The organism is Tamlana sp. I1, assembly GCF_015355625.1.
Taxonomy (GTDB): domain Bacteria; phylum Bacteroidota; class Bacteroidia; order Flavobacteriales; family Flavobacteriaceae; genus Pseudotamlana.
Genome location: NZ_JACLAF010000001.1, coordinates 68,941 through 90,541, shown reverse-complemented (window position 1 = coordinate 90,541; position 21,601 = coordinate 68,941). Strand labels below are relative to the sequence as shown.

20 protein-coding genes are annotated in these 21,601 nt (G+C 32.2%); 6 read left to right on the top strand and 14 right to left on the bottom strand.

Annotated elements, in window-relative coordinates; all coding sequences use genetic code 11:
• Positions 1-12 precede the first annotated feature (12 nt).
• The 6 genes from nosZ to H6X70_RS00305 all read left to right on the top strand — a co-directional run bounded on the left by nosZ (position 13) and on the right by H6X70_RS00305 (position 5,891).
• Positions 13-1,977: a Sec-dependent nitrous-oxide reductase gene (gene nosZ, locus H6X70_RS00330; protein WP_194765688.1), complete on the top strand. Its 1,965-nt coding sequence runs from the start codon at positions 13-15 to the stop codon at positions 1,975-1,977.
• A 124-nt stretch (positions 1,978-2,101) separates the two neighbouring features.
• The gene (locus tag H6X70_RS00325; protein WP_194765687.1) at positions 2,102-2,716 is read left to right on the top strand and encodes a hypothetical protein; all 615 of its coding nucleotides are present in this window, start codon (positions 2,102-2,104) and stop codon (positions 2,714-2,716) included.
• On the top strand, positions 2,713-3,162 hold the full coding sequence (locus H6X70_RS00320; protein WP_194765686.1) for a nitrous oxide reductase accessory protein NosL: 450 nt from the start codon (positions 2,713-2,715) through the stop codon (positions 3,160-3,162). The genes H6X70_RS00325 and H6X70_RS00320 overlap by 4 nt, the downstream gene beginning before the upstream one ends.
• 38 nt (positions 3,163-3,200) lie before the next feature.
• Positions 3,201-4,412 carry a nitrous oxide reductase family maturation protein NosD gene (locus H6X70_RS00315; RefSeq protein WP_194765901.1) on the top strand — a complete coding sequence of 404 codons (1,212 nt, stop codon included), beginning with the start codon at positions 3,201-3,203 and terminating at the stop codon, positions 4,410-4,412.
• The gene (locus H6X70_RS00310; protein WP_194765685.1) at positions 4,409-5,116 is read left to right on the top strand and encodes an ABC transporter ATP-binding protein; all 708 of its coding nucleotides are present in this window, start codon (positions 4,409-4,411) and stop codon (positions 5,114-5,116) included. The genes H6X70_RS00315 and H6X70_RS00310 overlap by 4 nt, the downstream gene beginning before the upstream one ends.
• Positions 5,109-5,891, top strand: a complete 783-nt coding sequence (locus H6X70_RS00305; RefSeq protein WP_194765684.1) for an ABC transporter permease — start codon at positions 5,109-5,111, stop codon at positions 5,889-5,891. The genes H6X70_RS00310 and H6X70_RS00305 overlap by 8 nt, the downstream gene beginning before the upstream one ends.
• Positions 5,892-6,026: 135 nt before the next feature.
• Here H6X70_RS00305 and manA read toward each other — a convergent pair whose 3' ends face one another.
• From manA to H6X70_RS00235, 14 genes are all read right to left on the bottom strand, one after another.
• Complete coding sequence (manA, locus tag H6X70_RS00300; protein WP_194765683.1) at positions 6,027-7,229, bottom strand: mannose-6-phosphate isomerase, class I; 1,203 nt, start codon at positions 7,227-7,229, stop codon at positions 6,027-6,029.
• Between the two features lie 400 nt (positions 7,230-7,629).
• A complete protein-coding gene (locus tag H6X70_RS00295) occupies positions 7,630-8,721 on the bottom strand; it encodes an SH3 domain-containing protein (protein WP_194765682.1) in 1,092 nt (363 codons plus the stop codon).
• A gap of 3 nt (positions 8,722-8,724) precedes the next feature.
• Positions 8,725-9,138: a M23 family metallopeptidase gene (locus H6X70_RS17050; RefSeq protein WP_410529798.1), complete on the bottom strand. Its 414-nt coding sequence runs from the start codon at positions 9,136-9,138 to the stop codon at positions 8,725-8,727.
• A gap of 43 nt (positions 9,139-9,181) precedes the next feature.
• Positions 9,182-10,231: an SH3 domain-containing protein gene (locus H6X70_RS00285; RefSeq protein WP_194765681.1), complete on the bottom strand. Its 1,050-nt coding sequence runs from the start codon at positions 10,229-10,231 to the stop codon at positions 9,182-9,184.
• Positions 10,232-10,240: 9 nt separating this feature from the next.
• Positions 10,241-11,314: a hypothetical protein gene (locus tag H6X70_RS00280; protein WP_194765680.1), complete on the bottom strand. Its 1,074-nt coding sequence runs from the start codon at positions 11,312-11,314 to the stop codon at positions 10,241-10,243.
• Positions 11,315-11,370: 56 nt separating this feature from the next.
• On the bottom strand, positions 11,371-12,183 hold the full coding sequence (locus H6X70_RS00275; protein WP_194765679.1) for a hypothetical protein: 813 nt from the start codon (positions 12,181-12,183) through the stop codon (positions 11,371-11,373).
• An 11-nt stretch (positions 12,184-12,194) separates the two neighbouring features.
• Positions 12,195-14,336 carry a M23 family metallopeptidase gene (locus H6X70_RS00270; RefSeq protein WP_194765678.1) on the bottom strand — a complete coding sequence of 714 codons (2,142 nt, stop codon included), beginning with the start codon at positions 14,334-14,336 and terminating at the stop codon, positions 12,195-12,197.
• A gap of 744 nt (positions 14,337-15,080) precedes the next feature.
• Positions 15,081-15,794, bottom strand: coding sequence for a hypothetical protein (locus tag H6X70_RS00265; RefSeq protein ID WP_194765677.1), 714 nt, complete (start codon positions 15,792-15,794; stop codon positions 15,081-15,083).
• A gap of 10 nt (positions 15,795-15,804) precedes the next feature.
• Complete coding sequence (locus tag H6X70_RS00260) at positions 15,805-17,046, bottom strand: hypothetical protein (RefSeq protein WP_194765676.1); 1,242 nt, start codon at positions 17,044-17,046, stop codon at positions 15,805-15,807.
• A gap of 19 nt (positions 17,047-17,065) precedes the next feature.
• On the bottom strand, positions 17,066-17,584 hold the full coding sequence (locus tag H6X70_RS00255; protein WP_194765675.1) for a hypothetical protein: 519 nt from the start codon (positions 17,582-17,584) through the stop codon (positions 17,066-17,068).
• 226 nt (positions 17,585-17,810) lie between these two features.
• The gene (locus tag H6X70_RS00250; RefSeq protein ID WP_194765674.1) at positions 17,811-18,323 is read right to left on the bottom strand and encodes a hypothetical protein; all 513 of its coding nucleotides are present in this window, start codon (positions 18,321-18,323) and stop codon (positions 17,811-17,813) included.
• 1 nt (position 18,324) lies between these two features.
• The gene (locus H6X70_RS00245) at positions 18,325-20,298 is read right to left on the bottom strand and encodes a DUF3289 family protein (RefSeq protein WP_194765673.1); all 1,974 of its coding nucleotides are present in this window, start codon (positions 20,296-20,298) and stop codon (positions 18,325-18,327) included.
• Positions 20,298-20,735: a DUF4280 domain-containing protein gene (locus H6X70_RS00240; RefSeq protein ID WP_194765672.1), complete on the bottom strand. Its 438-nt coding sequence runs from the start codon at positions 20,733-20,735 to the stop codon at positions 20,298-20,300. The genes H6X70_RS00245 and H6X70_RS00240 overlap by 1 nt, the downstream gene beginning before the upstream one ends.
• A complete protein-coding gene (locus H6X70_RS00235) occupies positions 20,732-21,598 on the bottom strand; it encodes a hypothetical protein (protein WP_194765671.1) in 867 nt (288 codons plus the stop codon). Before H6X70_RS00235 ends, H6X70_RS00240 begins: the two co-directional genes overlap by 4 nt.
• Positions 21,599-21,601: the final 3 nt, after the last annotated feature.

The following is a 21,601-nucleotide window of genomic DNA, read 5'->3' as shown; positions in this document are numbered from 1 at the left end:
ACTATATATCCCATGAAAAAACATAAATTACAATTACTTACCCTATTTGGTGCGTTAATGCTACTTACAAGTTGTGGCAATAACAATAACCAAAACAAATCAAGTGGCGCATTAAGGTCTAGTGCCGCCGAAAAAGTATATGTAGCACCAGGAGAACATGACGAATTTTATGCGTTTATGTCTGGTGGTTACAGTGGCAACGTTACCGTTTACGGCTTACCGTCTGGTAGAATGTTTAAGGAAATTCCTGTTTTTTCTCAATTCCCTACCTCTGGTTATGGTTATTCTGAAGAAACCAAACCTATGTTAGAAACTTCTCATGGTTTTGTGCCTTGGGATGATGCCCACCACCCCGATATTTCTCAAACTAATGGCGAATTAGACGGACGTTGGATTTTTATAAACGGGAATAACACCCCTAGAATAGCAAGAATAAGTCTAACCACATTCGAAACTGAAGAAATTATAGAGGTTCCAAACAGTGCTGGTAACCACAGTTCATCTTTCGTTACCGAAAACACAGAATACGTGGTAGCAGGAACCCGATTCTCGGTACCAGTTCCGCAACGTGATATGCCTATAAAAGAATACAAAAGTGAATTTAAAGGTGCGCTTTCATTTATAAGTGTCGATCCTGAACATGGCCATATGGATATTAAATTCCAACTTATAATGCCCGGGTTTAATTATGATTTATCGCATCCTGGTCGCGGAAAATCTCACGGATGGTTCTTCTTTACAACATATAACACCGAAGAAGCACACAGTTTATTAGAAGTAAATGCATCACAAAATGATAAAGATTTTATAGCAGCCATAAACTGGAAGAAAATAGAAGACTATGTAAATAATGGTGGTGGTACTAAAATGCCTGCAAATTATGCGCATAATATTTATGATGAATCTACACATACAGGTACTACTACCATGAAAAAGGAAGTGCTTACCGTAGATCCGCTTAAAGTTCCTGGCGCTATTTATTTCTTACCAACTCCAAAATCGCCACACGGTTGTGATGTCGATCCTACAGGGCAATACATTATTGGAAACGGAAAATTATCTGCGGATTTAACAGTACATTCATTTGATAATATGATTGCCGCTATTGAAGCTAAAAAATTTGATGGTGAAGCTTACGGAATTCCAATTTTAAAATTTGAAGATGTCCTTGCTGGAACTGTAAAAAGTAGTGGTTTAGGCCCATTACACACCGAGTTTGATGATAAAGGCAATGCGTATACCACATTCTTTATTTCTTCGGAAGTGGTAAAATGGAAACTAGGAACTTGGGAGGTTTTAGACAGAAAACCAACCTACTACTCAGTTGGTCACTTAATGATTCCTGGCGGAAATTCAAGAAAACCATTTGGTAAATATGTGGTAGCTTTAAACAAAATCACAAAAGACAGATACTTACCAACAGGTCCTGAGATGGAACACTCTGCACAGATTTATGATATTTCTGGTGATAAAATGGAGCTTATTTATGATTTCCCAACTCATGGCGAACCGCATTATGCCGCTGGTATTCCTGCAAGCATCTTAGCGCCAAAATCTAAAAAAATATACCGACTAGACGAAAATAAACACCCGTATGCGGTAAGCAGTCCAGATCAAGCTAAAGTTGTACGAGAAGGCAAAGAAGTTCATATTTATATGTCTACCATTCGCAGTCACTTTACACCAGATAATATTGAAGGCATTAAAGTTGGCGACAAAGTTTACTTCCACATTACAAACCACGAGCAAGATTTTGATGTTCCTCATGGTTTTGCAATGATAGGACAACAAACTTCAGAATTATTAGTTATGCCTGGGCAAACTAAAACCTCGGTTTGGTACCCAAAACAAGTTGGTGTTTGGCCGTTTTATTGTACCGATTTCTGTAGCGCACTGCACCAAGAAATGCAAGGTTATATAAGAGTTTCTCCTGAAAATTCTAATATAGAAATAAGCTATTCACTAGGTGAAGATTAACAAACAATTTTATACAGGCAGTACCCAAAAAGTGCTGCCTGTGTTAAATAGTATGGTTTCGATGGAAATAATATAAACTGCCCCAAATTTACTATTGAAGCACAACCAAACTAAACTAACTATTATGAAAAAGGCAAGTATTCTAATGATTATTGGAGCGCTGCTGTTAACCGGCTTGTTTAAATTTCCTTTATGGAATATTACACTGGGAGCGCCGCAATATCCAGAACCATTAGGCATGAACATCCATATTAATGGTATTAAAGGCATGCACGAGTTTGATATTCAAAACATTGATGGCCTGAATCATTATATTGGAATGAAAATTATTCCTAAAAATGAAGATATGTGGGAATTTAAAGTGTTTCCTATAGTAATTGGTAGCATGGTGGCTTTAGGACTACTCATTGGAATCTTAGGCTTTTTAGGGAAAATAAGCTATCACTGGTTCTTAGGCTGGCTCGTTTTAATGACCATATTAGGCGTTTTAGGCATGTACGATTTTAATGCCTGGATGCTAGATTATGGCACCAACCTTAATCCGAATGCCATTATAAAACTAGAAAAACCTGATGGTACACCTATGACTTACAAGCCCCCGTTATTCGGACATGAAAAGCTGCTTAATTTCGATGCTTATTCTTACCCCAGATTTGGCGGTTATTTAATGGGATTAGGCATGTTTTTTACGCTTCTAGCCTTTGTAATTGGAAAACACTCTAAAACCACAAACTCATGAAAACAATATTAAAAACAACTTTAACCTTAATAGCGCTGGTGGTTTTATGCAGCTGCAATAGTGGCCCACAAGCCATAGACTATGGCAATGATGGTTGTCATTTTTGTAAAATGACCATTGTAGATAAAATTCATGCTTCCGAACTTATAACCGATAAAGGCAAAGTTTTAAAATTTGATGCAACCGAATGCATGCTAAATTTTGTAGAAGAAAACAATACCCTTTCCGTAAAAGAATTTTTGACAAATTATTATGAAGCGCCTACTGCATTTATTAACGCAAAAGAAGCCATTTTTTTAATAAGCAAGAACTTACCCAGCCCAATGGGCGCATATTTAACGGCGTTTAAAACCAAGAAAGCTTCAGATCAAGCCCAGAAGGAACACGGTGGAAAACTCTACACTTGGGAAAGTTTAAAAGCGCACCTCATAAATAAAGCGCAATAATCCTTTTGAAAACATTCACCCTACATAAGGTCCTATTTATTCTTATACTGTTTGTATCGCAGTTCTCTTCCGCGAAAGCGAAAACGGTATGCAACACCTGTGAGCTAAAATCATTAAAAGAAGCCATTGCTGTTGCGCATGCGGGCGATACCATTTTAGTGAAAAAAGGCACCTACAAAGAGTACAACATTGTCGTAGATAAGCCGCTTACTATTATAGGCGAAAATTTCCCGGTTATAGACGGTGAAGACCAAGGCGAAATTATACGAATTGTATCAGATTATGTAACCATAGACGGCTTATTCATAATTAACGTAGGCACGAGTTACACGAGCGACCACGCCGCCATTCGTGTTGTAAGAAGTAAAAATTTCTTGATACAAAATGTGGTTCTAGAGAAACTCTTTTTTGGAATTTATATTGAAAAATCTAACCACGGAAAAATTTATCACAATAAAATAATTGGCGATGCCCAAAACGAATACAATTCGGGGAACGGCATACAGTTATGGTATTCAAAAAATGTGGTCGTTGAAAAAAACATTGTTCAAAAAGTACGTGATGGTATCTATTTAGAATTTTCAGATCATATTTTAATAAAAGATAATATCAGCACTAAAAACCTAAGATACGGCCTGCATTTTATGTTTTCTAATGATGATGTTTACACCAACAATACATTTGAAAACAACGGTGCCGGTGTAGCTGTTATGTTTTCAAAACGCATTAAAATGAATCAAAATACCTTTAGGAATAATTGGGGACCTGCAGCCTACGGCTTACTACTTAAAGAAATAAACGACGCCGAAATATATAACAATGTTTTTGAAGAAAACACCACCGCCATTCATATTGAAGGTTCTAACAGAGTCACTTATTCTGGAAACAATTTTACCCGTAATGGCTATGCTTTAAAAGTACATGGTGCTTGTTATGCGAATGTTTATGAAAAAAATAATTTCGCGCACAATTCATTCGCCGTTTCTTATAACAGTAAAATTAACGACAACGTTTTTAAAAACAATTATTGGAGCAGTTACACGGGATACGACCTTGATAATGATGGCGTAGGCGATGTGCCTTACCGACCTGTAAAACTGTTTTCTTATATCGTAAACCAAACCCCAGAAACCATCATATTAATGCGAAGTTTGTTTATAGGTATTATAGATTTTTCTGAAAAAGTATCACCTGTTTTTACACCTGATAATTTATTGGATATGTCGCCACAAATAAAACGGTACGAATGATTAAAATAGAGCAATTACATAAAAAATTTGGCAAAAACCAGGTGCTTAAAGGCATTGATTTAGACATTTCTCAACAAGGTGTGTTTGCCGTTTTAGGCCCCAATGGTTCTGGAAAAACTACATTAATTAAAACCCTACTAGGCATGGTGATTCCAGATCGGGGCAATTTATCTGTGGATGGCAAGTCAATTAAAAACAACTGGAAATATAGAAATCAAATAGATTATCTGCCACAAATAGCAAACTTTCCCGAAAATCTTACCGTGCAAGAACTTATTGCTATGATTAAAGACTTACGCAATCGTCCTGTAGAAGATGAAAGATTAATTACTTTGTTTAAGCTCGAACCCTTTTTAAACAAAAAACTAAGTAACCTTTCTGGAGGAACTAAACAAAAAGTTAATCTGGTACTCACCCTGATGTTTGATAGTCCTATTATTATTCTAGACGAGCCCACAACAGGACTAGACCCCATCGCTTTATTACATTTAAAAGCCATTATTAAAGCCGAAAAGGACAAAGGGAAAATTATTTTGATTACCTCGCATATTATGAGTTTTGTTGAAGAAATGGCCGACGAAATTGTGTTTCTACTTGAAGGCAAAATCTATTTTAAAGGCCATATTGAAGCCCTTAAATTACAAACCAAAGCATCAAATTTTGAACAAGCCATTGCCAACCTTTTAACTCAAGACCATGTTTAAAATATTAAAATATAGTTTTTACGATTTAATTCGTAGCCGATGGAGTTTCGTTTACTTACTATTCTATCTTATGTTAGGCTCGGTTTTACTTTTTTTGAATAACGACCTTTCAAAAGCAGTCATCACACTAATGAATGTGATTATTATTTTAGTCCCATTAATAGGAACCATTTTTGGGGTGATGTATTATTACAATTCCAAAGAATTTACTGAACTCCTACTCGCTCAACCCATTAAGCGATCCACTATTTTTATTGGGCAATATTTAGGGGTCGCCTTATCCCTCTCGTTAAGTCTTATTATCGGATTAGGTATTCCGTTTGTACTTTATGGATTATTCCAATCGAATGAGATATGGGATTTTGTTTTATTACTTATAACCGGATTATTTCTCACCTTAATATTTACGGCACTAGCATTTAATATTGCGCTTTATAATGAAAACAGAATTAAAGGTTTTAGTTACGCCATTTTAGCATGGCTTTTTATGGCTGTGATTTATGATGGCTTGTTTTTAATGTCGCTAATTGCGTTTCAGTCGTATCCTTTAGACTCCTTTTCAATAACAGCAACCATGTTTAACCCCATCGATTTATCTCGAATTTTAATCTTATTAAAACTAGATATTTCAGCATTATTAGGGTATACAGGGGCGGTGTTTCAAAAGTTTTTCGGCACGGGTTTTGGCCTTTTACTTTCAACTAGCGCATTGTCGGTTTGGGTACTTCTCCCTGTATTTAATATGTATAGAAAATGCAGAAAGAAAGATTTTTAAAATTTCTATCTGCATTTTACAAGATGCGTTTTCAATAAATTTATGAATCCTACAAAGTTTCTTTTGGACTGATTTTTATTTCTGAAAAGAAAAAATTCGGAAGGAATTTCAATTATAATTCAATCAGCTACAAAATTAAGGTGCTGTAGCTTTATAGAGTACCGCTGAAGCTGGAGATGTTATTTGATAGCTACTATTTGCCAACAAAATAACTGATTCACCTTTTTTAACGGTTATAACGGTATCGCCTTCACTAACTTTTGCTCCACCATCTACAACAATTAGGATTTGAGCAGTTTTAGATTTCGAGTTATAAATATCGGAATTATTTAAAATAATCTGACTCAATTCAAAATCTGGCGCTGGACTTTTATAAATGCGTTCTAACCCATCGGCTTGCAATTCGCCTTGCATGATATTGGGATGCGTAGCTTCAAAAGCAACATGTTTTAATAATTCTGGCACATCAATATGTTTTGGTGTTAATCCGCCACGCAATACATTATCTGAATTTGCCATAAGCTCCATATTCTGCCCTTCTAAATAGGCATGAGGAATTCCGGCATCTTGAAAAACAGCTTCTCCTTTATTGGCCTTAACGATGTTGAAAAAATATATGGAATAAATACCTTTATCTAAAACAGAAGTATCCTCAGCTGAATCTACCGCTTTTGCAGCCCAATAATCTGGACTAGATTTATCAAGTTTTCCTGCTTTGTACAAGGGCAAAATTCGATCGACAAGCGGCTGCAACATGTGGTTACTTTCCTCTACCGACTGCTCCATTACTGTTTTGTAAAGTCCGTAATATCCGGCGGTTTCAAAAATTGGAAGTAATGAAGTGAATTCTGGGGTGTTTTTTAGAATGCCAGTAAGATTAGCTTTTGGTAAAAAACCATGCAACAACCAAAACTCGCTAAGCGCGACCATGATTTCTGGTTTATGGTTATCGTCTTTATAATTTCTATTTGCAGCAGTAAGCGGTATTCCTAATTCGTTTTCTTTTTTAAAGCCTTTTTCCGCTTCAATTTTAGTAGGGTGTACTTGAATGGACAGCATATCATGTACGTCTAAAACCTTGAACAGAAATGGTAGTCTTCCAAATTTGTTGGCGATATCCGCTCCTAATTTTGCAGTTAAATCGGAGTCCAAAAAGCTGTTTAAATTTTGCTCCCCGTCATTAGTTTTTAATACAGATGGGGCATTAGCATGAGCGCCCAGCCAATATTCTGCACATTTTTGGGTAGTGGGTTCCTCCCCTAACAAATGTGATATAAATTGCGTCCCTCCCCATGCATAATTTTGAATTTTTCCTTTAAGTGAAAATAATTTGGTCATTTTGATTTTTTAAATAGTTGTTGTTGTCAATTTCAATGTCCAAATTTACAATTAGTTTTTTAGGTGAGATAAAATTTAATAACCGTTAATTATGAACTTTATAAAACAATCCTACACTTATTTAACAATTTAACTAAATACAATAACTTTAAACCTGTCTTAGAGATGTAAGTTGTTCTAATATGGGGAAGCCTACAGCATCATGTATATCAAAAGAATCATCCTCTAAAAAAAACATTTGCATTTTACAAGAAACAAGTTTTCAATAGTTTCACTTTTTATTAATTAAGTGATTTTACACTCACAGTCGCTATATCCCTTTTTCAATTTACTTAGCTAGATCTATCGACCTTAATATTATTTACAATGCTATTATTTTAGTTCGAGAACTGCAAAGTTGTCACAAACATGGACACCCAAATAGATCCAAATGACTCGATAAGTGATAATATATTTTATTATCGTCAAAACTAACTATATATCTATAAGGCTCTATACTGTTATGATCGCTATAATTAGAGTCGTTCCTATATCCAAAAAAATAATTTTCGTGTTTCAAAAAAAAAGTAATATGCTCATTGTCATTTTCAAATAAACAGTCTGCCCATAAATGGCATATATCCGTTTTGTAGTTAAAATGTGTTGTTTCCTTTTTAAAAGAATTAAATTCAATATTTTCTAATCTTCTTTTTGAAGCAAAAAGAGGTATACCTGTAGTTTCATTAAATAATTTTTCATCAAGTTTTAACATAATAAAAGATACTGAGCATTCGTCAGTATGAAAAAACACATCTTCAACTTTAGCCTTTACAATTTTATTATAACAATAAATATAAAAATCTTCCCCAACCATTGAGTTATACTTTGACGTAACCAATTTATTCTTAAATAACCTAACAAAAGTATCTTTATACAAAGAATGACTATTTACTGAATCTATAAGCTCATTAAAATAATTTTCATTTGTTTTATTAAAATCAAGTTTTGCGTCATTGCCTTCTTCATCACTTTCTAATAAAGCTATTCCAATGACATTATTACTAAATTGATAGACTCCATAAAAATCTTTCCATTTTTTTTCTTTATAAACATACATTGGTCTTTCACAAGCTTCCTCTATTTGTCTAATAGTTTTTAAGAAACCGTTAAAAACGTAAGATTCATTATTAATTGAATCATTCTCAATCCGAACCCAATGTCCTTTAATTTTAAAGCCATTTTCTGTAATTGTTAATGAATCATATGTTTGATTTATAACTGTAACCTCTGTTCCATAAGGTAGTAAATTAGCCTTTTCAGCATTAATGCTTGAGTTAATTCTAACAAAAAGACCATTTGAAGCGGTTACGAGATATTTTTCCTTTAAATCTTCATTATTTAAGTTTAAATCTTTTTTTTTCTGTTTATTATTTATATTGTCTACAGTGTTTTTTACATCAGGCTTACAGAAGCAGATAAAGAAGCATACAAAAGGATATATAAAATATTTCATTCTTTAATTTAGTATAGAAAGTTTTGGTACAGGGTTATGTTTATATTTTTTATTTTTTCTATCTAGTTGTATTTTCTTGTCGGATTCCGTTAAATCTTCCAATTCTTTCCAGTTCACATAATAGGCTGGATTAACTAGATAATTCTCTTGCTTTTTAGTACTATAAATATTAAAGTGTAAGTGAGGATCATGTGTACCCAAAGCAATTCCAGAAACGCCAGATTTACCGATAACATCTCCTACTTTTATATTATCACCCTTTTTAACTAATATATCCTCTAAGTGAGCATAGCGTAAATAAAAAACATCCGAATTCTCATCAAAGCTTGATTTCTTATCTAAATCCGTTGAAAATGCTTTTGTGTATTCTCTTTTTCTATTTCTTAATTCTTGAGGATTTTTTACTTTTAAAGTTATATTGTGACCATAACCACTTTTTGTCTTGCTTGTCCATTTTATATCAAAGGAATTTTAATATAAAATATTGAAATGATTTTTTTTGTGTTTTCCCATCGCTCCACTCTACCCCATATTCTATATAAAGATTATCATCATTAAAAACAAAATCACTTACTTCTATGTCTAAGGTAAAAGTATGCGTTAATTTATACTCTTTATTATCTAAAGAATAAATCACAAATTCGGAAACCTTATAACTATCAGTATCTACAGTAATTATTTTTGAATTATCAGAATTGAATACAGGATATCCCAAATATTCAACAAATTCGCATGAATTCTTATTTATTAAAAGATAAGAACTCCATTCATAACCATTCTTCTCTATCAAATATGAATTAATATTTTCAAATGTCCCTAAATAATAATATGTTTCAATCTCCCAATCATCATCTGGGTTCGTATCCTTATACATTAAAATTTTGTTGTTAAGGCATTTTAAGGTAATGACACTATCTATTTTTTTTATCTGTTCTTTATTACTAAGGTTTTTATATTCTTTAGAGACAGTTTTATACCCATCTTTTTGTATTTTACGAACACTCATAAAAGAATTAACAGGAATCTCTTTAATAATAACCGAATCATTAACAAGCTTACTTACGTATGGATTTGTTTTGAATAAGTCATCTGTTTTTTTTATAAAAAACTCATTCTCTTCTTGTAAATCACTTACATCTTTATTTAACGATAAAAATGCACTAAACACATATACCGTATCTTTTTTAACTAATATAGAAACCCATTCTCCTTTCAAAATTTCACCTTCATCTAATATTTCTTTATAGACACCAGTAGTTCCAATTATATTAAGTTTTGTATTATATGGTAATTTACCAATTACGTTTCCCTTTGGTGTGTCTCTGTAATTTAATCCATTTTCAGCATTTACGTACCTTATATCGTTTTCTTGACTACTATATTTTATTTGCGATATACTATCTTTTTTATGACTACTCTGCGAATATGCTGACTTCTTTTCCTCTTTAATATTTAAATGACAACTGAAAAGGAAAATGAGAGTTATTAAATAATATAATATTTGTTTCATTTTATTTTGTTAATTTTTATAATTAGGCTTAATCCCTTGAATATGTAGATGATTCCAGTGATGAGAATCATTTTTACAATGGTTAAATTTTTTATTTTCAGAAGTTTTATTTGCAAGATTCTTTTCTGTTACTCCCCAACCAAATTTATGTAAGGCGTCAATAAAAGTATTTTGTCTATCTATATCCAGTTCTGAATCATTAGAGAGAATTATGGGGATTAAAGCTCCATTAGCATCCTTATCAATTTTGGCTTTTTTCTTATCTTTTCTTAAAAATTTAAAATCAGTACTAATTCCATTATAATGTGTAAGACTATAAGCGCCTGTGGCATCTATCCCAACAGAACCATTACACACAACATCACTAAAACCAACTTCTGCTAAAGCTCCGAATATCGTAGCCATAGCAATCGGGTTGTGGTACTCTCTATCTGTCTTTTCATAAAGTTCAATATTAATTCCTTCATGAGAATATGAAAATAATTTATCTTCTCCTAAGTTATTAAATGGTGTTACTAAGGGAGTTTTCCTTTTTTCATCATACTGATAATACCTTGTTTGACCTCCAACAGTTACTTTTTTCCATCCCAAATCCCCTCCTTTCCAACTATGTTTAGTAGCATCTTTCCATTTCTGCGCCCAAACAATATTAAACTTTCCTAGTTTATGCTTCTTTTTAGAGGAATCGTGGTAAATGAATTTTACTTTTTTCATTTTTACTTCACCTACTTGATATTCTACTCTTCCTATTTTGCCATCATGATAAATATCCTGAACTACTGTAGTACCATTCATATTAAAAGGCTTACCCTCCAAAAACACCCCGTCGTTTACTACCTTCAACCCATTTTCAGCAACCTCTACTTTTATAAACAATTCAGCTGTTTTTAACTCGCCCTTGTCTGGGTCTAGTCTATTTTCCCAATCTGTATTATCTGTGTCCTCTTTACAGTTTTGTAATTTTACTTCGGCAACAGCAAAACCTTCAGTAACCTCAACTTCCATACGACAAACAGGGGTTTCTTCATATATAAAATGTAGAGCTTCATCTTTTTTTGCTAATAATCCTGATTTATCAAACACTTGAAAGCTTACCTTTTTACCTTCTAAGTTGGGGTATTAGGCTATAAATCGCTCTTTTAACGTTGTAAAACCTTATTTCTTAAATCTTCAATTTTATAAAACTGGAAGCTTTTTAAATCTTCAATTTTATAGAAACTTTCTTTATTACCTTTAAACAATAACACAGGTAATTGTTTTTGCCATTTGGGATACCTTCCTTCTCTATCATCATTAATAAACGTATAATTTTCAATACATTTAAAAACAATATTATTTTTCTCTTTTTTATATATAATGTCCTCTATTAAATGTTGATAACCCAAATAATAATTACCGTCATACTCTATGACTGGCAAAAAGTAAAATAATTCTTTTTCCCTTAAATTATTTACATCACACAAAACATAATCAACAATTTCTTCTCCATCAATGCGGATATATTCTAACTCAGTATCATTGTCTATATTTAAAAACCCGAAAATATAGGAATAAGCGTTTGTCCTATAAGAACGTATTATTTCTAAATCCTTTGTTATCCAGTATTCTATGATTGGTTTTTTCCCTTCTTGGATATCTTCAACTCTTGTAATGTATCTTAAACCATTATTGCCAACAACATCAACAATAAAGGTCTCTGAAGCTCCTTTTATTAGATTAGATATTTCTTTTGGAGTTTTTATATACTTAGTCTTTCGCAAAAATTTATTTTCTAGTATGAAAGTATCACTTATCACTTTAACTTTTATCTTACTTTCATATTCAACCCTAGACAAAGAGTCTTTAGTTTTTATTAATTTGTCTTCTATCTGTTTTTTTGCTACTCTCTCTTCTTGTTTTTTATTTTCCTTACACGAAAAAACAAATAATAGTAATATAAATAATATCCTCATCTGAAATATTTTTAAGGTTGTGTGCTTTCTAAAGGTGTTTTATCTAAATTTTCTTCAATTTCTGGTATTGTTGCTAAAACAGCTAATCGTCCTCCTGTTTTAGTATCTATATTTCTTACCTCAAAATGCAGGTGATTTTTTCTAGACTGAGTACTTGCGTTTCCTGTAATACCTGCATATCCAATAACATCTCCTGCCTTCACCTTCATTTTTTTGTTAAAAAGAGCAGGGTCTCTTAAATGTGCATAGAAAAAATAATATGTGTTACCATAATAATTTGCTTTTATTCCAAATGTGTTACCATAAGTATCCGATTTATAATTCATATAAACTTCTCCATCCATACAAGCATAAACAGTAGTACCTACTGGTGCATATAAATCTAACCCTTCGTGCTTACCACTTCCTCTATATATTGTAGACGGCAAGTATTCACTTCTTTCAGGGTGCCATTTATCTGCTCCAACACCATACCAACCTCTATATGCCATAGCATCTAATGGATCATGCCATTTGCAAGCTTCTAGCTTGAATGCGCTATCTTTTAAAAACTCGCCTTTACTTTTTACAATAAATACATTCTCTTTTGCTTCTACTTTTAGATATAATTGTGCTGTTTTATAAGAGTTGGAATCTTCTCTTAAAATGTTTTTCCATTTTTTTAAGCCTTCTTCTGTGTTATCCTTTAGTAATTTTATCTCTGCAACGGCAAAACCTTCAGTAACCTTGGCCTCTATACGGCAAACAGGGGTTTCTTCATATATAAAATGTAGGGCTTCATCTTTTTCTCCTAACAATCCTGTTTTATCAAACACTTGAAAGCTTACTTTTTTGCCTTCCAGATTAGCACAGGCTGCTACAAGGTTTACTTTTTGCCCCAGCACACCATTGTCTATTTTTTTATAATAGTTTACCTTGGCTTTTGGAGACAGCCTGGTATCTCCTGTTTTTTTATCTTTAATTTTGGGTGCATCGGCTTGTACTTCTTCCTTCTCTATTTCTGCAAAAAAGGCATTAGAAATAAGCTCTTTGGTAGTCAGTTTTAAATTGGCATACGCATTATCTTCAGGTAGTTTTAGGGTTTTCCAATCGGGAAAATGGATGTATAACTCTAGGTCTTCATTGTTTTTTTCGGTTGAATCAATTATAGTAAAAAAGTTATCTTGAGAAATCGCAGTATCATACCAAGTTTTGTATTCCCCATCCTCGTCTGCAGCAGCATTCTCATACCGTTCTTTATCGCCTACTTTAAATTGTTTTATGGTGTTTCGATCTTCTATTTTTATGGTATTATTTTCCCATACAATAAGATCGTCTTGCGGAGTACTCCCATAAAAAATAGCGGGTTCGAGAGGTGTAGGGTAATAGTCTTTATCATAAACATTTACTTCTAATTCCTTATTGTTTAGCCCTAGTGTTTTTAGGTACAAATAAACATCTTGAACAAAGCCTGTTTGTAGAATCTTTTTACCTTCTGCATTAAGCCAATAACTCTCAACGAGCTCTGGATTTGCCTGCACAGTACGTGAGAGCGTAGTCGCTGCTCCATCGCCTTTTATAGGATCGCCTAATAAGTAGGACTCTACACGTATTTTATAGGTGTCCATCCATTTGGAGAATTTCACCTGTAGTTTAACTTCTTTCTTTTCCTTGTCTACAGTTATAATGGCATAATAATAACTGTGGTCTGCTACATTCTTAGTAAAATTCTCACCTGCTTTTATTTCTAAAAAATCAGATTGGTATCCGGTGGAAGCCTTGTTTCCTTTTTTTACAATTTGTATCGCATTACGTGAAGCCTTTTGGGTTTTGACGGCCTTGCCAACACCAAGTTCTAACTTTACATCTTTTTTATCTTTGTCTTGCAGCCAAAAACAAAATTTAACCATCCCTAGGTCTTTATCTAGAGTATCTTCATAGTCTCCGTCTAGTTTTACGGTATACGTGACTACATCGTCTGGAATTATAATTTTTGTCTTTGTTTCGAAAGTTTTAATCTTGTTTTTTGCTTTTGTTTCTACATCAGTAGTTCCATTATTTACCAAAGTAGTGAAATTACCTGTTCCTGTACGGGCTTGCTTTTCTAGCTGAGCAACCCTCTCGGCATAGGTAGCTGGGTTTTTCTGTAATATTTTAATGTTAAGATCTCCCATTACCATATTATTTGATGTTTTCTATACATTTTTTAAAATCGTTACTTTTATTTTCACAGTATACACAATTGCTTTCTTCTTCTTCAGATTTATTAAATATAGGATGAGTGAGCGTGTTTAGGGTATCTTTAATGACATCATTATAATTGGAAACCGTACATATTTTTACTGCTGGAACATGCTCGAAATCATTTTCTCCCAGTTTTTCTTATAAGATTCATTTTGATAAGTAATGAACGAATTGATTCTCAAATATTTTTTAGCATCAGTGATTTTTAACAGAATCCTATTAATATATGTTGATTTTCTTTTTAGTTCGATAATATGCTCATCAGCTATAGTCTTCGTCTTGACAGAAAATAATTTATCAAACCTTTTACCATTGCTAATCACCTCAAGAGAAATAATAAATGTTATTTTTTTATTTAACAGTAATACCGTTTCATACACATAACAAGTCTCACAATCGCCAATTGTATTATTTAACAGTGTTGTTAATTGATTACTATCCTTGTAAACGTATATTGTATCATTTTTTCGACTACTTAAATCTCTTTGAGCGCTTACTTTCTTTGAGTTGCTACAAGAAACTAATAGCGATGATATTATTAATAAAACTGTTCTTTGTTTATACATTGGTTGTCATAATTAATCGCTCCTGTATATAAAATGCTGATTTTGTTTTTTAGAACCATTGTTATAAAATATTCATGTTAGCAATAGATGTCTTAGATTAAGATAGACCTATTGAGGGTCGGTTAATTCTAAATCACCAACAACGAGTTTATATGTTCCTTGTTCTTTTACAAATAGATATTTGCCTTTAACTAATTTGTAACCTGCCAACCCTCTATTTAAACTATCATTTGTATAATTAAATAAACTAAAAGAAAAAGGTAAATTTGCGTCTTGAATAAAGATTGTTTTATCAAATGCAAAATCTTTATAAAATTCACCTTTTCTGGTATAAATACTATCTTTAATAGAAAACTTTTGTTGTACTTTTTTTAAAAGATTAGAATGGTTTATTATTTGAATTGTATTAACTGATTTCCCGTCGCTACTCAAATGGTAAAATCTTTTTTTGCTTAAAAAACCACTACCTGGCCAAAATTCAAAAAAAATTAAAAATAATTGATTGTTGTTTTTTAAAATAAATGGAAATGTTAATCTACCGCCGTCTTCATGATTAAATATCAATAAGGTATCCTTATTTTGATTAGTAATAATAAGCTGCTCTTCTCCTTCTTCAATTATTTTATGTTGGGCAAAAATTTTAACGGTCTTATCTCTCCATATTAAACTGTCTATATTTTTTAACTCAGGTTTATTTGACCCCGAAGTTGTTTGAGAAATTAAAGTATCATTATTTTCTACTAAGATCTCAATATTTTTTTTACCAACTGTATTACAACTTAATAAAGTGATTAAGAATATGTAATATAAAAGATTTTTCATAACTATAGGTTTATTCATCTTGATTACAAATATGCTGAACATAAAATCCTGATTGCTCTGAATCTCGGTCTATTTCCCAATAGGGTTTTTGATTTTCATTTACTCTTAACCTATGATAATACCCACCATTATAATACCTTATTAAGCAAGCGTCTATAAAAGACTTGGTTGTATCATAATCTTCAGAATCATTAAAGTAATCGTTTATAGTCTCAGAAATATCATCGATATAGCTTTCAATACTACTAAATGTAATACTACCTTCTACTTGGTCTTCATACTGTTCAACTAAATCAAGAGGATGTGCTCTATTCCAAGTATTTGCAATATTTACCCATTGATTATATTTATTATTGATGGTTTGCTTTTTGATATTCAAAAACTCAATAACAGTATCTAGATTTTCTTTCCAATTCCAAACCTGATTATCAGATGCTACAATATACCCTTGCCAGTCTATGGTCCTATTTTCATCATCCAAAATGGTCTCACCTCTTTCTACATCAATCAACCCTAATTCTTCTCTTTGAGAGGTTGTCAACATTGAATATCCAGAAACTAACCTTCCAAAGTTATCAATTTGACCTATTCCGAAACCTCTTGGCAAACCTAAATTAGGTAAGCCATCTAAAGCATCAATAGTAAAATCAGTGCCCTGATTAAAATGTCTGAAAACATCATCATTTCCAGTACCCGACTCATGTCTAATTAGCCTAATTAAAAACCAATATTGGTTATCATAACCTTGTTCTTCAATATAGGCCACCACCTCATCTTGTGATGGATTTAAGCCTCGTAGATAAAAAACAAAAGTTTCTATGTTATCCTCATTCCATTCATCTACTCCTGTAATATATTCTACAGTTACTTTACCACCACGTATATCGTCTCCAAAATCAACATTCCAATTTTCATGTGGCTTTATTGTTTGCGTTTGAACTGTGTCATTTTCCTCAGCAGGATAATAATTTAACCACTTACGAACTATATTCCCTCCAGACTCTTTAGTATAATCAATTTTAAGTCTAACTTTAATATCTTCACTCGAATTATTAGCAATAGTAATATAAGGCATACTAGGTTCTGTTGTAATGCGTACAAACCTTTCTGTTGTTTCATCCTTACTATTAAGTTGGGAGTCATTTGCAAATATCTCTATATCTGGACGAGGCAATAAATCTACTATTGCTGTTTGCGAGGAACCTTCGTAACTTACCGTTGCTTTTAGTTTTATAATTTTGTTTTCAGACATTTATTCGGTTTCGGTTTATTTAGTGTTGTGGCATATCTGGTAACTTTACTTTTTTATGGTTTAGCTCACAGTAAATGGTGTCATGATATTCATAACCAAACAACTCTTCTTTCATATTAGCAACCCATAAATTTGGATTTTTTTTATCTCTTTCGTAATAAAAAGAAAATAACTCATCACTTTTACAATCTTCAAAAATTACTGTTCTAGAAAATCCTCCAAAATCATTTTCTCTATCAATGAAATACTCAGTACAGCTTGTCTTTTTGTAAAACGTCATACTGTAATAATCTTTAGTTTCGCTTAATAAACATATTTTATTTTTAGAATTAAAATAAGCTTTTTGAATAGATAATATTGTATCCTTTTGTGTAGGTAAATTATCTATGAGTATGACTTCTCCATAACCAGAATTACCTCTATCAGAATCAAAAACCTTATCACTCGATTTGTCGAGATAAATAAACTTTATGGTGGGATTTTTTGTTTTACATCCAAATAATATTAATCCTATAATTAAGATAATATGTTTCTTCATCTTTACAATTTTGGTCCTATTGGCCATGGGTTAGTCGCTCTATTGAATGCCTGTTTATTTCTTACTTCTATCTCTGCTTTTTTAAGAGTTGCTTCTTTAGCTTTTAGATACGCTCTACGCTCTTCTCTACCTTCGTTGATATTACATTTAAATTCTTCTTCAAAAGTTATTTTGTCATATAGAGGTCTTATAGTCCTGTGATATTCTGTTTTTCTCGTCTCAATCTTTATTCACATTCATTTATTAAAGAATATTTTTTCACATTAAGTAGTCCTCCTTTATCATCTCGTATTTCTATATATATACCTCCAACCCATTTATCGATCAATTTATCACACTTTTTAAAATAAATAGTTCCTAAATAATCAGAATCCGCATAATCATATATATATATATTGCTTAAAAAGTCTGGATGCTTTGTTCCATTAATAAAAGGCGTTGTGTTTGTCGTTTTATAATAGAACTGCATTGTATAATTTTTAGTTCTGTTCTCTATTATTGTTTTAATCTTCTGTCTTCCAAATTTTTCTTGATAATTTAGTAATTGTAATTTCAAGCTATCGGAATTTTTGGAAGGATTTTCTACTAATACAACTTCTTTGACTCTAGTATTGGTATCCTCCAGATGTTTACTTAAATAAGTAAATCTCAAAGGTTTGTCTTTAGTCTCTTTTGATGTATGACATGAATTGCATACAATCAAAAAAAATAATACTTGTATAAATATTTTTGTTTTCATATCACATTTCCCCTGGTTTTCTACGCCCTATTTGTCGTAATTCTTCCATTCTTTTTGCCGCTATTTTACGTTGCAATGCTTCAGTTTCTCTTTGTTTTATACGTTCTGACTTTCCAGTATTAAGATTACCTTTAAACTCTCTTTCAAAAGTCATTTTAGTTACAAAAGGTTTGTAACCTCTTAAATGTTGTAATACAAACCAACAAATAAAAGCTTCTTTCACACTAAAATAACTATTAAATCTTTTTCGCATATCGGGAAGGTCTAGTCCAAAATGATCCCAAAGGGTTATTTGGTATTTTATAGTATAATTTTCTTCTTTATTTTTAAGTTGAGTTAATATTACCTCGGTTGCCCAAATATCATTTAATGCTATAGTCAATCCCTTTGTAGCATCCCAATAACCTTTATCATAAGAATATTTAGGTTTAGAAAAGTCCTTATCTACGTTTTTTCTATTTCCTTTAGAATTTTTAAATTCAGGTTTTTCTCCTACCTCATATAAAAAATAAGGTTGTTTATCTTCAATTTCACCAATATTGGTTTCAAACTCCTGTTTTAACCTCTCTGCTAAATAATCCTCAATAGCTAAACAATATTCGTCTGTATTAGGATGATTGTTCACATATTTAGTTAGAATATCATTTTCATAGATGCCTCCTGTATTGCTTTTAAATTTCTCAATCATTCCATCTAAGTTCGTTTGTAATTCTCCTCTTGCGAAATATAACTCGGCAGTGTTCTTAAAATTCCAAAAAAGAGAATCATCGTCTCTCCATTTTCCTGTTAAAGGTGATTTTCCTTCATGAAAATCTTTAAGATCTTTTCCAGATTCATAATCGCTGCTTGTTTTTACCGCATACATTTCTTTTTTATTATACTTAGCTTTTTGATTTACTAATAATTCTATTGCGTTTTGTCTAACAAGTAAATAAGGATCTATACGATTTTGGGTAGTTACATAAGTTTTATCTATTTCAATTTTATTTTTTTCTGTAAGTAATGATGCTTTGTTATTATCTGCTGTTGTTATGCCCTCTTCTTCTTGTAGTCTCTGAATGTCAGGTAATTTAGGATATAAACCTTCTTTATTAATAAATATCCCATGTTTTTCTTCATTAAACCCAGATACGGCATAAGCATCTTTATATGCAATAAGCTGTTGTGCTGTATAAATTATTTCTTTTTGTGGGTTTCCAGTACCATAAGTAAGATCATCCGCAATGTCTGTTCCCGATGCATTTAGTCCTGGCATTTTATAACGATCGATAACCAACGTACCTACTACCAAATAATCCTTTGGAGTTGTAGGTAACTCAACATGTTCATCATTATAACTACACCTAAAATATAGTTTTATCTGCTTATTTACATCATTTTTAATTAATCCATCTAAATTATCTAAACGTATGGATTTAACTAGTTTTCCATCTGTTACAGTTTCATGAGTCGAAGGTTCTTTAGTCACGGAACTTACCAAAGGTTGATGCTCATCTTTATCGCCTGTTCCTGTTTCTTCTTTTTCATTATTATCGTCTTCATACAATTCTATATGGACTACTTCTCCATCTAAAATTGTAGTATTTACATGAAAATAAACAAGCATTCCTGGCACTGCTCTGGTAATCGGTTTTTCTCCTGCGGCATCTATAGACCACCAGCCCTCTTTAATATATTTGGCTTCGTCTATATTAGTTATTGCTATTTGTTGTGATGCACCTGTATTTTGATCAGAAGTGATATTCTCATTAGGAACATCAGAAGAAAGTAGTACAGATGATTTCCCTGAATGGTCAACATAAGATGAAAGCTTTATTTTCTTTTCTCCTTTTTGTATTTCTTTTGTTTCATCATTGTTTTCTAACTCAATAAGAACCTCTTCTCCTGGTAATATATTTAGAGTGGTTACTTCTAACCAAACTTTAGTATTGTTGGTAGAAGATTTTTCAATCGTTTTATCTGGTGCATTACTCATTATTTTACGATTTTATTATTCTTCCATTCTACTTTAATAATTTTAGCCTCCTCCACCGGCAATACTACTGGAGCCATAAGCGGTTGTAGCTCTGTAGGCGCATTAACCTGTAAATGATCTGTGATTTTTATAGTAGATCCTCCAAAACCACAAATAATAGTAGAATCTTCTAGAAGCGCCTTAGCATCCTGTATAGTGGTATCCGCTGTACCTTGCCACATTATTGGAACAATGACTCCTTGACAAGGCGAGGCTTGGTAAGGACTCGCTTTACAGTTACCCTGAAAAACAAGGTTGGTTTTCTCTTTATCATTGGCATTCGCAAAAAGTTGCCCTTGTATTTTTATCTGATTAGAGCTAACCTTTAATGTGCCTTCTGGTTTTGTACATAACTGACATTCGATTTTTGCGCCATCGCAGACATAGTTTTTACTCATAGATCTTGTTTTTCTAATGTAAATTGCATGTATCGTCGATAACCTCTACCGTTACTTAAGGTTATTGAGATATATGCACTTTTGGTCCAAGCCGTATATTTATTAATAACATAATTTCCAGTATAACTTTCTAAATACACCGCTTCTTCCCCTGCTTCATAATACTTAAGATACTTTTCTATTCTGCTTTTGGTATCGTCATCAATAGGTTGTAATGTACCAGTTACAGCATACGTGAGTTGGCTTGTAACGACATCTTCACTTACCAATGTTAATTGCTCTAAAATACTAACCGGTAAACAATGGATTATATTATTAAATGTACGCAATCGTGTTTGGGTTGTCTTGTCATCAAAAGGAATCCGTAATAAGCTATTAAATAACATACCGAATAAACGGTACTGTTTTAAATCTGCTATAAAACGTTTTTTATCTGCAATTTTTTCTGCAATAGCATCTAAGTACCCATGCGCTAACACACCTTGATGAGTTCGTTTAAGTTTTGGTGACAGCAAATTCCATTTTTCTTTAATTTCATCGTGATTTATAAGTCTTTCAATATCTCCTGAAGTATTAACACCTAACTCTACTTTTTCAGTAATACTGGTTAACTGTCGTATTAAAGCTTCTTGCTTTTTAAGACTCGGGGCTAATTCATATTGCTGATTACTAGTAATTAATTTAAAAACAAAAGCACTTTTACTGTATTCAGATATTAAATCAACTTCTATATCTTGACGATATCTATTTGTAATACGCTGCTCATGGAATTCAGTATATTCCTCAATATTAAAATGATATTGAACAGCTTTTTTTAACCTTTCATACACGTAAGGCGATTTCTTGTTTTGTACAATTAACATAAA